The 14,122-nt window shown below is 41.1% G+C and carries 13 protein-coding genes and 1 tRNA gene; 4 read left to right on the top strand and 10 right to left on the bottom strand.

Going from position 1 to position 14,122, the window contains the following annotated elements; translation table 11 throughout:
- Positions 1-6: 6 nt before the first annotated feature.
- The 8 genes from N4597_RS03845 to N4597_RS03810 all read right to left on the bottom strand — a co-directional run bounded on the left by N4597_RS03845 (position 7) and on the right by N4597_RS03810 (position 9,407).
- Positions 7-270, bottom strand: a complete 264-nt coding sequence (locus tag N4597_RS03845) for a hypothetical protein (RefSeq protein WP_056976570.1) — start codon at positions 268-270, stop codon at positions 7-9.
- 58 nt (positions 271-328) lie between these two features.
- Complete coding sequence (locus N4597_RS03840; protein ID WP_050611970.1) at positions 329-1,069, bottom strand: amino acid ABC transporter ATP-binding protein; 741 nt, start codon at positions 1,067-1,069, stop codon at positions 329-331.
- On the bottom strand, positions 1,069-2,523 hold the full coding sequence (locus N4597_RS03835; RefSeq protein WP_260904724.1) for an amino acid ABC transporter substrate-binding protein/permease: 1,455 nt from the start codon (positions 2,521-2,523) through the stop codon (positions 1,069-1,071). Before N4597_RS03835 ends, N4597_RS03840 begins: the two co-directional genes overlap by 1 nt.
- A gap of 385 nt (positions 2,524-2,908) precedes the next feature.
- A tRNA-Gln gene (locus N4597_RS03830) sits at positions 2,909-2,981 on the bottom strand.
- Between the two features lie 75 nt (positions 2,982-3,056).
- Positions 3,057-3,719 (bottom strand): DNA alkylation repair protein, encoded by a 663-nt coding sequence (locus tag N4597_RS03825; protein WP_260904722.1) that lies wholly within the window; start codon positions 3,717-3,719, stop codon positions 3,057-3,059.
- A gap of 105 nt (positions 3,720-3,824) precedes the next feature.
- Entirely contained in the window at positions 3,825-5,267 is a 1,443-nt protein-coding gene (gtfA, locus tag N4597_RS03820) for a sucrose phosphorylase (protein ID WP_260904719.1), read from the bottom strand.
- Positions 5,268-5,271: 4 nt separating this feature from the next.
- Positions 5,272-7,476 carry an alpha-galactosidase gene (locus N4597_RS03815; protein ID WP_260904717.1) on the bottom strand — a complete coding sequence of 735 codons (2,205 nt, stop codon included), beginning with the start codon at positions 7,474-7,476 and terminating at the stop codon, positions 5,272-5,274.
- Entirely contained in the window at positions 7,476-9,407 is a 1,932-nt protein-coding gene (locus N4597_RS03810; protein WP_260904715.1) for a PTS sugar transporter subunit IIA, read from the bottom strand. Before N4597_RS03810 ends, N4597_RS03815 begins: the two co-directional genes overlap by 1 nt.
- A 239-nt stretch (positions 9,408-9,646) precedes the next feature.
- On the opposite strand from N4597_RS03810, the gene N4597_RS03805 reads away from it, so the two are divergent.
- The 3 genes from N4597_RS03805 (at position 9,647) to N4597_RS03795 (ending at position 11,704) form a co-directional block, all read left to right on the top strand.
- Entirely contained in the window at positions 9,647-10,477 is an 831-nt protein-coding gene (locus N4597_RS03805; protein WP_094128479.1) for an AraC family transcriptional regulator, read from the top strand.
- Positions 10,478-10,495: 18 nt separating this feature from the next.
- The gene (locus tag N4597_RS03800) at positions 10,496-11,116 is read left to right on the top strand and encodes an NAD-dependent epimerase/dehydratase family protein (protein ID WP_260904712.1); all 621 of its coding nucleotides are present in this window, start codon (positions 10,496-10,498) and stop codon (positions 11,114-11,116) included.
- A gap of 81 nt (positions 11,117-11,197) precedes the next feature.
- On the top strand, positions 11,198-11,704 hold the full coding sequence (locus tag N4597_RS03795; RefSeq protein WP_172578835.1) for a nucleoside 2-deoxyribosyltransferase: 507 nt from the start codon (positions 11,198-11,200) through the stop codon (positions 11,702-11,704).
- Between the two features lie 54 nt (positions 11,705-11,758).
- On the opposite strand, the gene pnuC is transcribed toward N4597_RS03795, so the two are convergent.
- Positions 11,759-12,517: a nicotinamide riboside transporter PnuC gene (pnuC, locus tag N4597_RS03790; RefSeq protein ID WP_089144467.1), complete on the bottom strand. Its 759-nt coding sequence runs from the start codon at positions 12,515-12,517 to the stop codon at positions 11,759-11,761.
- Between the two features lie 242 nt (positions 12,518-12,759).
- On the opposite strand from pnuC, the gene N4597_RS03785 reads away from it, so the two are divergent.
- Positions 12,760-13,581: a hypothetical protein gene (locus tag N4597_RS03785; RefSeq protein WP_260904709.1), complete on the top strand. Its 822-nt coding sequence runs from the start codon at positions 12,760-12,762 to the stop codon at positions 13,579-13,581.
- Between the two features lie 104 nt (positions 13,582-13,685).
- Here N4597_RS03785 and N4597_RS03780 read toward each other — a convergent pair whose 3' ends face one another.
- A complete protein-coding gene (locus tag N4597_RS03780) occupies positions 13,686-14,108 on the bottom strand; it encodes a nuclear transport factor 2 family protein (RefSeq protein WP_260904707.1) in 423 nt (140 codons plus the stop codon).
- Positions 14,109-14,122 lie beyond the last annotated feature (14 nt).

Raw genomic sequence — 14,122 nt, 5'->3', positions numbered from 1 at the left:
GCTAAATTAATCATCCAAATCACGTTCAATATCAAGCCCATATAAATTACTTACCGGGTGGTCTTCATCGGCTTGATGAACTACTAGAATTGCAATTGCGCCCTTGCTAGAAACGTAGCCCGCAAATTGAGCCACCTCTTCTACCACATAGGCTAACCCATCCGTGTTGTAGATATATTCACCGACTTTAGGCATACTTTCAAAAAAGGTCTTATTCATCTTGTAGTAATCCCCGTTTTGATCATGCATCACTAAAATTACCTTTATCATGCAAAAAACTCCTCTCGAAAAAAGGCCACCTCCCCGTAGGGTCCGGCAGCCTTATTACTTAAACGTTAATAACTTTATCTAGGAACGCTTTCGTCCGGTCATGTTGGGGATGGTCGAAGACTGCTTCTGGCTTGCCTTCCTCTACTACGTAACCATCAGCCATAAAGACAACCCGGTCAGCCACTTCTTTAGCAAAGCCCATTTCGTGAGTAACTACCACCATCGTCATCCCATTTTTGGCCAATTCTTTCATAACCTCTAATACGTCGCCAACCATTTCCGGGTCAAGCGCACTAGTTGGTTCGTCAAACAACATCACATCCGGATTCATCGCTAAAGCCCGGGCAATAGCTACCCGTTGCTTTTGTCCCCCAGAAAGAGACGCTGGCATTGCATCGAATTTGTCGGATAATCCAACTGTTTCTAATAACTGCCGCGCTTCAGTTTCAGCAGTTTGCCGGTCCATTTTTCCTAGTTCGACTGGGGCTAACATAATATTTTCGCCTACAGTCATGTTATTGAACAAGTTAAAATGTTGGAACACCATCCCAATATTTTCGCGCGCCTTATCAATATTAGTCGATGGTAAACTAATATCTTGACCATCAATCACAATTGAACCGCTGGTTGGTTCTTCCAGCTTATTTAAGCATCGTAGCAGCGTACTCTTCCCCGAACCAGATGGCCCGATTAAAACGACCACTTCGTTATTGGCAACTTTAAAGTCAATCCCCTTTAAAACATGGTTCGAACCATAACTTTTTTGTAAGTTTGTTACATCAACTTTATATTCCGTCATTAGTTCTTCATCCTCCGTTCAATCCATTTTGAAATCAATGTCAAGATAGTTATCATTAGCAAGTAAATAACGGCAATGATTGCCCACATTCTGAATCCTTGTAAGTTTCTAGCGATAATAATCTTACCAGTTTGGGTTAATTCTAAGATTCCAATTACCGATAGAATTGAAGTATCTTTCAGGGTGATAATAAATTGGTTAATAAATGATGGAACCATCAATTTAATCCCCTGTGGTAACACAACCTTCTTCATGGCTTTACCAAATGGCAAACCTAAACTACGAGCTGCTTCCATCTGTCCATGGTCTACCGACTCAATTCCACCTTTTACGAAGGCGCCGATATATGCTCCTTCATTTAAGGTCAAGGTAATAACCCCCGCAATGAAGGCTGGAACCTTAGTACCGGTTAAACTTGGAACCCCGTTATAGATGAAGAGTGCCAACACGATTAATGGTAACCCACGGAAAATGTAGATTACAGTGGTAGAGATACCTTGAGCTAACTTATTAGGAACTACCCCTAATAAACCGATAATCACCCCAAAGATAGTTGCAAACACAATCCCAACAATTGTTAACCAAAGGGTTTCCAAAACCCCATGCCATAACGTGGTTTTATTTTGCTTTAGTAAGCCCATAATTGTATATTCGCTATGTCCACCAGCTGCATTTTTCTTATCGGCCAAGGCCTTCTTACCCGTATACTTGGCAATGATCTTGTCATAAGTACCGTTCTTCTTGAGGGCAGCCAAGCCATGATTGAACTTGGCTAGTAATTCCTGGTTGGCACCTTTTTTAACAGCAAAGCCATAATCACCTGTATTAGTTGGCTTTGTCACGATTTTTAGTCCCAGGCCAGTCTTAACCCCGTATTCTAACACCGCGGAATCTTCAAAACAGGCGGCCGCGTTACCTGTTTTAACATCATCGTACATATTGTCTGAATCATCAAAGGTTACCGTCTTAAAGCCGTACTTCTCTTTAATTGAGTTAGCATAATCGGCTCCTGAAGTCCCGGTCTTAATTGCAACTTTCTTCCCCTTCAAGTCTGTTAGCTTAGTAACCCCACTACCAGGCTTGACTGCCATCACAATTCCAGATGAGTAGTAAGGCGTTGAAAAGTCAAACGTCTTCTTTCTTTCATCGGTAATAGTCATTCCGGCAATCATTCCGTCTACTTGACCAGCTTGGACTGCTTGAATAGCAGCGTTAAACCCGATTGGTTTAATTTCAACCTTAAACCCTTCTTCTTTAGCTACCGCCTTAATTAAATCCATATCAATCCCGACATATTTATTGTCTGCATTTGCGTAAACAAATGGGGGAAAAGTCACATCAGTTGCAATCGTATATGTTTTTTCGGCCGCTAAGACTTGCTCGGGCTTGGCAACAAGCGTTGTAATAAATGTTATTCCCAGCAAGAAACTAAGCCAAATGAAAAATTTCTTCATAATTCCATGTTCCCCTTGTCTTTCATTAGTATATAAAATATTATAGCACACCTTTGTAATAAAATGGTACATATTCTCATTTTATCACTCTTTAAAAAGTTACATTTCAAGCGAAAATCCCATTATATCAACGTTTTATCAGCAAGGGCTTTTATTATTTTTTACTAATTTTAAGCGTAACAACCCTTAAAAAACTCAATTCATGTTAGGTCACAATTCGGCATAAATCCTTTAAAATCAAGGTTTATACAGGTTAGTTGTGTTTACATATAAAAGTCATAAAATATAACATTAAAATAAAATTAATTTTTCTTATTAACCCTTCTTAGGTAAAACAAAAAGACCCTAGCCTCTTTCAAAAGCTAGGGTCTCAAAATATGAGTCATTGGGCATACAGGGTTCGAACCTGTAAATTATGGATTCAGAGTCCACTGCCTTACCAATTTGGCGAATGCCCAAAATTATCAACTCCATTATTATAGTATCTAACAATTCGTTCGTCAATAAGAGATTTTAGATTTATTGACGAACACTTACCTCAAATACTTACTTGCCTCCCGCAGACTCAGTTCAGCCAAGCCATTTTTCCTACTTGCAAGAAACTCTTTGACCCATGGTGGGTTAGTTTTAGAATAATCACGCAAAGCCCAGCCTATCGCCTTATTAATAAAAAACTCTTCCCTATTCAAATTGTTATCAATAATTTTGGCCAACAGTTCTTGCTTAGTCTTTTCCTTTCTGCCCCGTTGGTGATCAATCGCTATGCGTCGCAACCAAAAGTCGCTAGCCTGGGACCAGTCCAACATTAGCTGGTCTACCCGCTTATCACTAAGCCCAATTTGTCCAATGACAGTATCCAAAACATCAATCGTATCCCACCATTGCTTGGTTTGCACATACAACTCCAACCGCTTTAAATCAGCGTAAACCAACTGCCCTTGCACCGCTTTCAAATAGTCGCAAACAAAGTATTGGTATTCTCTTTGCTCGGCTAACCAGCATTGATCCAAAAAGTCCCACTCAACTTTAGCCGCCCGCTTAGCAGCCTTGATTAAATTTTGGGTTAGGCTCCTGCGCTGTGGAGTCTTAATTCCGTAGAACTTGAATTGATTGCGCATATACGCCGCTTGACCACGCGCTGTTTCCTTATCGGCATTAGCTTCCAAAAGCGCCTTTAAGTCTGCAAATTGTCCCATCTTTTCACCTCTTAGAAATTGCTTTTCTTTTAGTATAATACCAAAATAAGGCCACTAACGTAGCAAAACTTTTAGCTACATTAGTGACCTTAAGCTATTTTTTACCTATTCAAAGGTTACAAGTTGGTCGTTAACCTTAACTTGATAAGCGTTGGTTTTTAGGTTAGCCGTTAGGACCGCCGTCCGTGTTTTGGCCTTATTTTGCCGTTTAATCACAATTTCACTTGAACTTGGACAAGTAACATCAATTGTACCCTCCAAGTCAAAGGCTGCTTCACGGTTACGGAAGCTAAGGAGTTTTAATAACGCAGCTACTACCGGCCGCTCAATCTCAGCTTTAACCTCGGCGCGACTATAGTAATGGCGGTTAATATTGCGCCCTTCCTTGGTCTTTTCCAATAACTCGATGTCATTTTCACCCGCTAGCAATCCAACGTAGTAGACTTGCGGAATTCCTGGTGCAAATACCTGCAACAACCGGGCTAAGAAATATTTTTGGTCATCATTTCCCAAGGCAGAATAATAAGTAGTATTAATTTGATAAATATCTAAATTATGATATTCAGCGCTAGAATACTTCTTTTTAACATTAGCCCCAACTTGGTAAAGTTCTTGACTAGTATACTCGATTTCAGCAGGACTTAAAATATCACGGGCATCTACCACCCCAATCCCGTCATGGGTATCCAAGGTAGTAAATTGCTTCATGGGACTCATCTTTAACCACTTAGCTAACTGGGCTGTTTTCCCACTATAAAGTGAATACAGAGTCACCATAGGTAAGGCAAAGTCATAGACAAAGTAACCATGCTCTGCAATCTTAAATGGTAATGAATAATGCTCATGAATTTCCGGTAAAATCTCGCCGTGCCCTGCAAGATCAGCCTTAACCTTAGCCAGCAAATCCCAAATTTCTGGCTCAACAAAAAAGTCATTGCTATCTAATTTTTTAACCGCGTATGCAAACGCATCTAACCTAATAATGTCTGCACCTTGTGCGCATAAAAAGCGTAACGTGTCTTTGATAAACTTCTGTGTGACTTCACTAGTGACATCTAAATCAATTTGTTCTTCACCAAAGGTGTTCCACAACTTCTCACGTTGCCCATTAGCAAAGGTAATTTCTTGATAAGGGGCCCGGTCCTTACGCTTATAAATCAAATCAACGTCTTCTTTGGTTGGACGTCCTTCGGGCCAAAACTTATCCCAACTTAAGAATAGTTCTGCGTAAGCACTAGCCGAACCCTTAGCTTGAAAATCTTTGTAATAACGCGATTGCCGGGAAATATGATTGATCATAAAATCAAACATCAAGTAGTAACGTTCACCTAACTTTTTCACATCCGCCCAATCACCAAATTCAGGGGCCACTTGCTGATAATCAACCGGCGCAAACCCGCGGTCCCCGGTTGATGGGAAAAACGGCAGTAAATGAACCCCACCGATTGCTTCGCCAAAGTCATCTGTCAATACTTCAGTTAACTCTTTAATGTTCTTACCCAAGCTATCTGGGTAGGTAATCAACATTACTTTATTTTCTAGTGTCATTCAACTATTCCCCCGTCACTGCTTCAAATAGGTAGGTTTGACTAGCAAAGTCATGCCGAACAACGGGGTCATAAAAACCTAGGTTCATCAATTCATCGCCGCCATAAACCTGACCCGTCGCCAAATTGCGATAGCATTTATCCTTATCTAACCCAGCTAGCTTAGTCTTAGTTAGGTATGGTTGAGCTTGGGCTAAGACGTTAAAGACCGCCACAAAAACCTTCTTTTTATCAGCGGAAACAAAGTTCCAAGCGGCTTGATTACTATCTAGTGGACTCTTAAGGCGATAGAATTTACCTTCAAGTACTAATGCGCGCATTTGGTTATAAGCAGCAATCTGCTCTTTAACCGCAGCTTTTTCAGCAGAAGTCAACTTAGTTAAATCAAGCTCATAACCAAAGACCGCACTCATTGCAGCCGCCCCACGTGTTTCAAATGGGGTAACCCTGCCAGTCTGATGATTAGGCACTGCGGAAACATGAGCTGTCATCATTGAAGGTGGGAAGGCTAAGCTCGTTCCCATTTGAATTGTTAGGCGGGCTAAGGCATCGGTATTATCACTCGTCCAAATTTGTGGCATGTAGTAGGCTACCCCTGCATCGAAGCGGCCGCCCCCACCAGAACAACCTTCGAATAAAACATCTGGGAATTTAGCAGTCAACCGTTCCATCAAGTCATAATAGCCTAAGACATAGCGGTGGTAAACTTCGCCTTGCCGGTCTGCAGGTAAGCTTAGTGAGTAAATATCCGATAAGTGCCGGTTCATATCCCACTTAACGTAATCAACTTGACCTTGACTCAGAATTGTCGCTACTTGTTCGACCACGTTGTCGCGAACTTCTGCTTGGCACAAATCTAAGATATATTGACTTCTTGAAGGACTTGGAGCCCGGTTAGGAACTTGCATCAGATACTCTGGGTGTTGGCGGTATAAGTCTGAATCGTAGGAAATCATTTCTGGTTCAAACCATAAGCCAAATTTAAGCCCCTGGTTGTGAATATAATCAGCAAAGTGGCCTAACCCTTGCGGGAATTTTTTAGCAAAAACTTGCCAGTCGCCCAAACTGCTGTAGTCGTCATCGCGATGTCCAAACCAACCATCATCTAAAACAAACATTTCAATCCCGAGTTGCTTAGCTTCAGCTACAATTGGTTTAAGTTTCTCTTCGTCAAAGTCAAAGTAGGTAGCCTCCCAGTTATTAACCACAATTGGCCGCTTTAAGTCACGATACTTAGACCTAACCACCCGCTTGCCGATTAATTGGTGGAAAGTTTGACTCATCTTGTTTAACCCTTGGTCAGAGTAAGCCATCAACACTTCAGGTGTTTGGAAACTTTGGCTAGGCTCTAGCTTCCAAGTAAAGTTATAGTCATTAATTCCTACTAATAGTCTAAGTTGAGCTAGTTGATCTTTTTCAAGGCTAAACTTATGGTTCCCCGAATAAACAAAGTTAAAGCCGTAAGCATCACCGCTAAATTCATCGGTTTGTTTATCAACTAAGGCAATGAATGGACTCATCTGGTGACTGGAAGTTCCCCGCCGGGATTCAAAACTTTGCACTCCAAAGGAAACAGGACGCCGTTCTGGATGTCGCTCGTTAACATGCGCTCCCGGTAAAGAAATAACTTCAAAATCGCGGTCAACAAAATCCAACTGCATGGAGGCCACTTTTTCTAACTGTACCGCTTGGGTCCCATTGTTTACCACCTTAACGGAACGGGTAATTACAGGCAAGGCCCGGTAAATAGTGTAACTTAATTGATAGTCCAATCCAGTTACTTCGTCTCGTAAAGTGATTACTAACGTTTCAGCTTCGGAATCGTCTTCAACGTAAGCGGCAGGAAGGCCAGCTAACTTAGGCTTCCCCTCTAAAACGGCGTAACCTACGTACTGTAAATTTAATGCATTAGCTCCGTCTGCTTGCCGGACCACAGTTGCCGGCAGGTGGTAATCCATTTCACCTGCACTACTGTACTCCCTTGGAAGGGTATCCTTAGAAAAAGTCCGGTCATCACTTCCCGGTAAGTTACCAGAAAAGCCACGATCTACCCGGGGATAAGTTAATTGTCCGTGATAGCCCCTAACCCGCTTACCAAAATACAAGTGGCTTAAAGTTTGGCCAGCTTCTACCGTTAGTAAATAAGAAATTTGCTCATTGTGTAAATGAAAAATTTGTTGTTGTTCATCAACTTCAATTAGTTTTGTCATTATCCTTCACCTCGTTTAAGTTCCATTACCGTAGTTAAAGCTTCAACTGAACTTGCTGGTGCAAGTGTTAATTCAAAGTCTGTAAAACTTTGACTATTGGTTACCGTCACAATTACCGTGTCGTCTAACCCTGCTTTTTGAATGGTTGGTTGCCAGAATTCAAGTAATTGGTCACCTTTTTTCACCCGTTGATTCGTATCAACATAGGAGATAAAACCGGTTCCTTTCAAAGCAACGGTACCTAACCCAACGTGGATTAACATTACCACGCCGTTGTCACCAACCAAACCAACAGCGTGTCTTGTCGTAAAGACCTGTCTTACCGTAGCATCGAATGGGGCGTAAACCTTACCATCACTTGGTTTAATTGCAAACCCTTGACCAAGACCGCCCATGGCAAAGGTAGGATCGTTAACCTCAGCCAACGGCATTAATTGCCCGGCGATTGGACTGGCAAGCTTAAGTGTTTTTGAAGTAACTTGGCTTGTAGCTTCAACATCAGCTTCCTTTAAATCTTTCCCCCAAGTCTTTTCAAGTTCAGCCACGATTTCTGCGTGCTTAGCTTCGGTTAAGATGATTTTCTTCCAAAAGATTATGATAGCAATTACCATCATTAAGGCGGGCACCGCAAACATCATCAACTTGAAGTTGGTTCTTCCGGCAGCCGTAATTGTCGAAGCGCTAGCTCCGGTTGTCATCCCAGCCATGATTGCAATTTGACCAACAACCCCGTTAGAAACAGCTCCACCAAATTTATCAATTAAAGGACGAATTGATAAGGAAAGGGATTCATCACGGTGACCTAACTTCCATTGACCGTATTCAACTGAATCAGTGATAATCATTAATACTACTAAGAAAACAATTTGTTGCGGAAAGGCAAATAACACTGCTGAAGCCAATACCATTAACAAGTTACTACCCGAAAGTGCAAATAATCCAATCGCAATCAACATAGTGGTTAATGAACCTGTGAAGACTGCCCGTCTTGAGAACCGCTTTGACAAAACTGGGAATAAGGCTGCCGCCATCATCCCTAAGAAGATATTAATTGTTGATAAAATTGAAAATGAGGTTGGTTTGCCCATAATGTAGGTAAAGTAATATACCTCTAGAGAACATAAAATATTATTACCCACTCCATAAAAGAGGTACGCAATCGCAATCCATAGTAATTGGTCATTTTGAGCAACCGCCTTTAAAACGCCAAAGACCCCGACAGTATCTTCTTTATTTTCCCGAATTTCACTATTTACTTCCCGAGTAAATAAACCAACACACCAAGCGGATACTAAGGCAATCGTACAGATAATCGCTGCAAAGACAAACCAGCCTTGGTTATCCCCTGAAGTCGTCTTGGTAGCTGAAAAGTAGATAACCGCTGGCATAACTAGCACACCAACAAGGCCCCCACCAATTGTAGAACCAAAGCGCGCAAACGTTGCTGTTTTTTCCCGTTCCCGTGAATCAGTTGTTAACGATGGTAACATTGACCAAAAACCAACATCCTTAAAGGAATAAAAAATATCCATCGTAATGTACATAATGGCAAAAACAACTAAGTAAACAAAGGCGTTCTTAGCGTATAATCCACCTAAGCTCGTAAATAATAGCAATAATAATACCGCGGAGATAGTCCCACCAATAACAACCCAAGGTCTAAAGTGGCCCCACTTGGTCTTAGTCCGGTCGATAGCGTTTCCAATAAAAGGGTCAATAAACAACTCAACAATACGCAAGATCATGATAATCAAAGTTACCAGTGAAATCATGTGGTTATCCAAGGCTTTATTACCGGTGTTAAATAAGTGTGACGTGATAAAAACAATTAAGTAACCTGACAGTAAGCCATAAAAGGCGTCATTACCAAATGCCCCAAAAGCATAGGCAAGCCGTTGCCCCATACTCATCTTTTTATTAGTTGTTGACATAACTTAGCCTCCAAATTTAAATCTAATTTCCTACTCGTGATCACACTTATAATATAACGGTTACATTTAACTAAAGCCATGGTCGTAAATTTCTATTATTTGCCAATTTACCTAGTATACAAATTGACATATTAGTTGTATAATCCTTGTTAATAAAAGAATAGTTTACTGGTGATTTAATTATTTTGACATTTTATAGATAGTAATTTTAATAGTAAATTTTTAGTTAAGGAGAAAAGATGAATAACGAATACTACACTCTTAGTCAAAACGGAATTGAAAGTAACATCTTGTTTTTTGGGCAGGAAAAATGTCAACCTGGCTACGCCTTTCGCGGAAATAATATTCGAGACAACTATGTCCTCCACTATATTTTAGCCGGTCAGGGGGATTTTTCGGTCGCTGGCCACAAGACCGTTAGCCTAAAGGCGGGCGACTTTTTCTTACTCCCTAAGGGGGTGGCCTGCTTTTACCAAGCTAGCTTTACCAATCCTTGGCACTATGCGTGGATTGGGTTAACTGGGATTAAGATTGCCAATATTTTTGCAGCTTCTAAGCTAGCGGGAAACTACTACCTCAAAGCCACCAGCCAATCTAACTTTGCTAAAAGCTTTCAAAGGTTGTTTGAGGTCCTCCACCAAAAAACTAGTCTGGCTAACAACCTACTAGTTGAAAACTTAACTTACGAGATGTTTTACCACCTCGTAACCGAATTTCCTCACACTAACACCGACCCTAGCCAAAATCGACCCGCCCAACAATTTGAACTTGCCGTCCGTTACTTAGAAAATAATTACACCTATAACTGCACCATTGAAGACCTTTGTGTCTCCTTATCGCTTTCACGTAGCTATATTTATAACTTGTTTCAAAAATTTGCACACACGAGTCCCCAAAAGTTGTTGACCCAAATGCGGATGGAAGATGCCAAAAGTAAATTGACCTCCAGTAACCAAAGTATCCAAGAGATTGCCGACCTCGTTGGCTACCATGATACCTTCACTTTTTCTAAGGCCTTTAAGCGTTACAGTGGTTACAGTCCGTCCACTTACCGTAAGCATTTTTCTTAATTTATGGAGGGAATTTAAATGAAAATTACAGTCGCAGGGGGAACCGGCCTGGTTGGCCAAAGCATTTTGACAGAGCTTAGGCACCACCCCGAATATGAACTACACAGCCTGTCACAAACTGGCCGGCGACCAACCTCTATTCCAGGCGTTACTTACCACGCCGTCAACTTACTAGCCGATACGTCATGGCAGCAACTAATTGAAACTTCTGACTGGGTTATTGACTGCGTCGGCATTTTATTTGAGAATCGCCGTAAACAAATAACCTACCAGACTAGTAGCGTCTTACCTGCTAAAAAACTCATTGACACTCTTGCTAACACCTCCGGTAACTTCCTTTATGTTTCTGCTAACTACGCCCCCTTTTTCTTAAAGGATTACCTGGTGACTAAAAAGGAAGTTGAACTTTACGCTTACAATCGCTTGGGTCAGCGGGCCGTTTGTGTTTTTCCTGGAATTGTTTATTCTAAAAAGCGGCTTAGTAATTATTACCCGGCCCTCATCATCGCTAACCTAATACGGACTGGGTACTTTAACTGGCTAACTAAGATTCGTCCTATTAGTAGCCAAGCCTTTGCCCACGAAATTTTAAGAATTATCACCGGCTTACCTTCACCCTTACGCAATCGAATTCCCTAATTTCCCGGGAAATACTGATTAACCTTAGTGGCTAATCATGCTAAACTTAGTTTAGATTATTATTGAAAGGAAGTTTTCACTTTGAAAAATACCGACCCAGTTGCTAACACCAAAATTTACTTGGCTACTAGCTTCTTCAACGAAGAACAACGGGCCCGCATTCCCCAAGCTTTAGCCCAACTAGAAGCTAACCCGACTGTTGGCGTTGTTCACCAACCATTCGATTTCCAATATAAAGACGCACGGATAGACTCCGATCCTGCTGGTGTCTTTGGCAGCCTCGAATGGCAAATTGCCACTTACAATAACGACCTCAACGCGGTAGGAACTTCCGATGTCTGCGTTGCTTTATACGACATGGATCAAATTGACGAAGGAATTTGCATGGAAATTGGCATGTTCGTCGCCCTCCATAAACCTATCGTCTTACTCCCCTTCACCAAAAAAGATAAGTCAGCCTATGAGGCCAACCTAATGTTAGCGCGGGGAGTAACTACCTGGTTAGAGCCTAATGACTTTAGTCCCCTAAAAGATTTCAACTTTAATCACCCGATGGCTCAACCTTTCCCACCATTCAAGGTCTTCTAACTAGCCTAAAAAATTACCCAGTAAGAATTTAGCACCATTCTTACTGGGTAATTTTTATTCAGCTAATCTAAACCAGCCTTTACGGCTAAATAAGGCATACATATCGTTCAAAAAGAACACACTGTAACTAAAAATCAACGCAAAGTTGCCGTCACCTTGAAGCATCGTTTGAAACCACAATGCAATCGTAAACAGGGATGCTAGCGTCCACACAAAGAATTGCTCCCTTTTCCGGTTTAATTCTAACAAAGAACCGGTAATTGCCATTGCAAGGTTTAAACTATCTAAAAAGACCCGCGGATCACTTGTCAAACTAAAAAGTAAGTAGGTTATTAACCAAGTTACGAGGAAAAATAGGCCATATTTAATCCACTCAAGTCCTGATTCAAATTTTTCCACTTGAATGTCATCATTCCATTTAGGATCTAAGATACAAAATAAATCCAAAAAGATTAAATACCCTAATTGTTCAAAGGCTGTCGCGTAATTACCGGCAATAAAGCCCGTCGTTGCAATCGCTAAGGCAGAAATTGCCCCGGCCCAGCCCTGAATTCCTGACCGGTTAGAAATTCCGATTACACAAGCAACTGAGAGGTTCCCCCCAATAAAAGCAATTACAGCTAGTAGCGGCGTTTGCTTAAAGGACTGTCCTAAAGAAATAACTTGCAAGATAAAGTTAAAGCCTAACAACCCATAAGAAAATCTTCCCCATCCTTGGCATTGTTGCCATAACCACGCAAAGTAGCCCTTTCTAAAAATATTTTTTGAATAACTGCTAAAATTAGTTAAAACGTCATAGTAACGTGCAAACATCTTCTCTTACCCTTCATGCTAAATTTGATCAAGCTTAATCTAGTTTTGCAAAACAACGTGCTTAATTATACCCAAGGTTTAGTGTAAATACAAGCCTCTTCCCACTACATATTGTATTCTATTTTTAGAATGGCACTATATTTTGTGCAAAACCCTTTTACTAAAATCCTTATTTTCCCTAGACAGACCAGCAATTTGACCTTATACTTTTAACTAGAAACTTTTAGCAAACGAGGTTAATCATGGCAAAAAAGAAACTCAGTAATAAAAAATTACTTCACCAAAAAAAGGCTAACGAACGGAAAGTAACTGGTATTAAAAAGACGGACAGTGCCATTACCCCTATGAACTTTATCTCCCAAGAACAGTTCATAAATGAGGCAACTAAACTGCTACAAAAGGTTAAGCAAAGTGATAATCCGACTAACATCGCCACTTTCCCGGCCCAACTTTACCCTGAACGCAAGGCTTTGGCCCGGCTTTTGCAAGGCTACATCTTAGCGGATGCTAACTTAAAAGCTACTGACCAATTAACCAACCTTACCGACTACCAAAATCAAAACATCCTCGTCCGCGGCTTAGTCGTCGACTTCATTCCAGGTGCTAGCGACGAAGAAGGTCGTTTGGTTATTCAAGCTCCAACTATCATTGCCCACAACAAGGACGGTCAAACCAGTTGGAATTATTTAACGGAGCCACTAGCACTAGCCCCTAGCTACCAATTGGCTTTAAAGGACATTCTCTCAGCCAGTGACAATGTGCGTGTAAGTATTGGGGACTACATCATTTTAGACACCCTTGTTACCGCTAAAGAAACTCTTAGTCAAATTGCAATTGTCGATAGTGGGCTAATTATCACCACTAAACACGGTTTCAACACCTTGGATAGCATTTCGAGTGCCTTTCCGCGTAAGAAGGACTTCCTCTTTGAATTTACCGACTTACCAAATAACCCTGGTCAATGGGGCTTAGTCTTGAATAACGAAGGCCTTACCTACTGGAGTCCCCTTGCCTCTAGAAGTGAACAGGTCGACCCTAAACACCTAGCTGAATTCAATAACTAAAAAAAACAGGCTGTAAAAGTAAGCAATGTGCCCTTACAGCCTGTTTTAATTTATTAATAATCACGTTTTTTATAGTTCAGCTAAGAATTTAGCTTAAGCAATGCTTACAGCCAGTCTACCTTTTCATCCCTAAATTGCGGTCTATCCGCCGCCACTTGGTAAGGATCATAGTTATCACTTTTGCAGCCATATTCTTTTAGAAACTGAACCTTATTATCTTTAGTCCACTTAAGCAGCGAAATTCCATCGAATTCCGTGACTTCGCTGTTTTTCATTTGACATCTAAACTGCCATTCAACCACAGTTTGATTTTGTTTATGGAAAAACTGGCCAATCTCCCAGGAAAGCACGGTTCCACGCGTGTTCCATTCATCAAACCAGTGCTTAATTTCTGCATTACCGTGATACTTAGGTCCCCAACTTTCAACATAAATGGCATTAGCCGTAAAAAGCTTCAAAATTCCTAAATCTTTCTTTTGCAGCCACATCTGAAACCATAACCGAATGAGTTCTTCCCTTTGATTCACAACTAACCACCTCA

The organism is Ligilactobacillus agilis (assembly GCF_025311475.1).
Lineage (GTDB): Bacteria > Bacillota > Bacilli > Lactobacillales > Lactobacillaceae > Ligilactobacillus > Ligilactobacillus agilis.
This window is presented reverse-complemented; position numbering and strand designations above follow the sequence as displayed.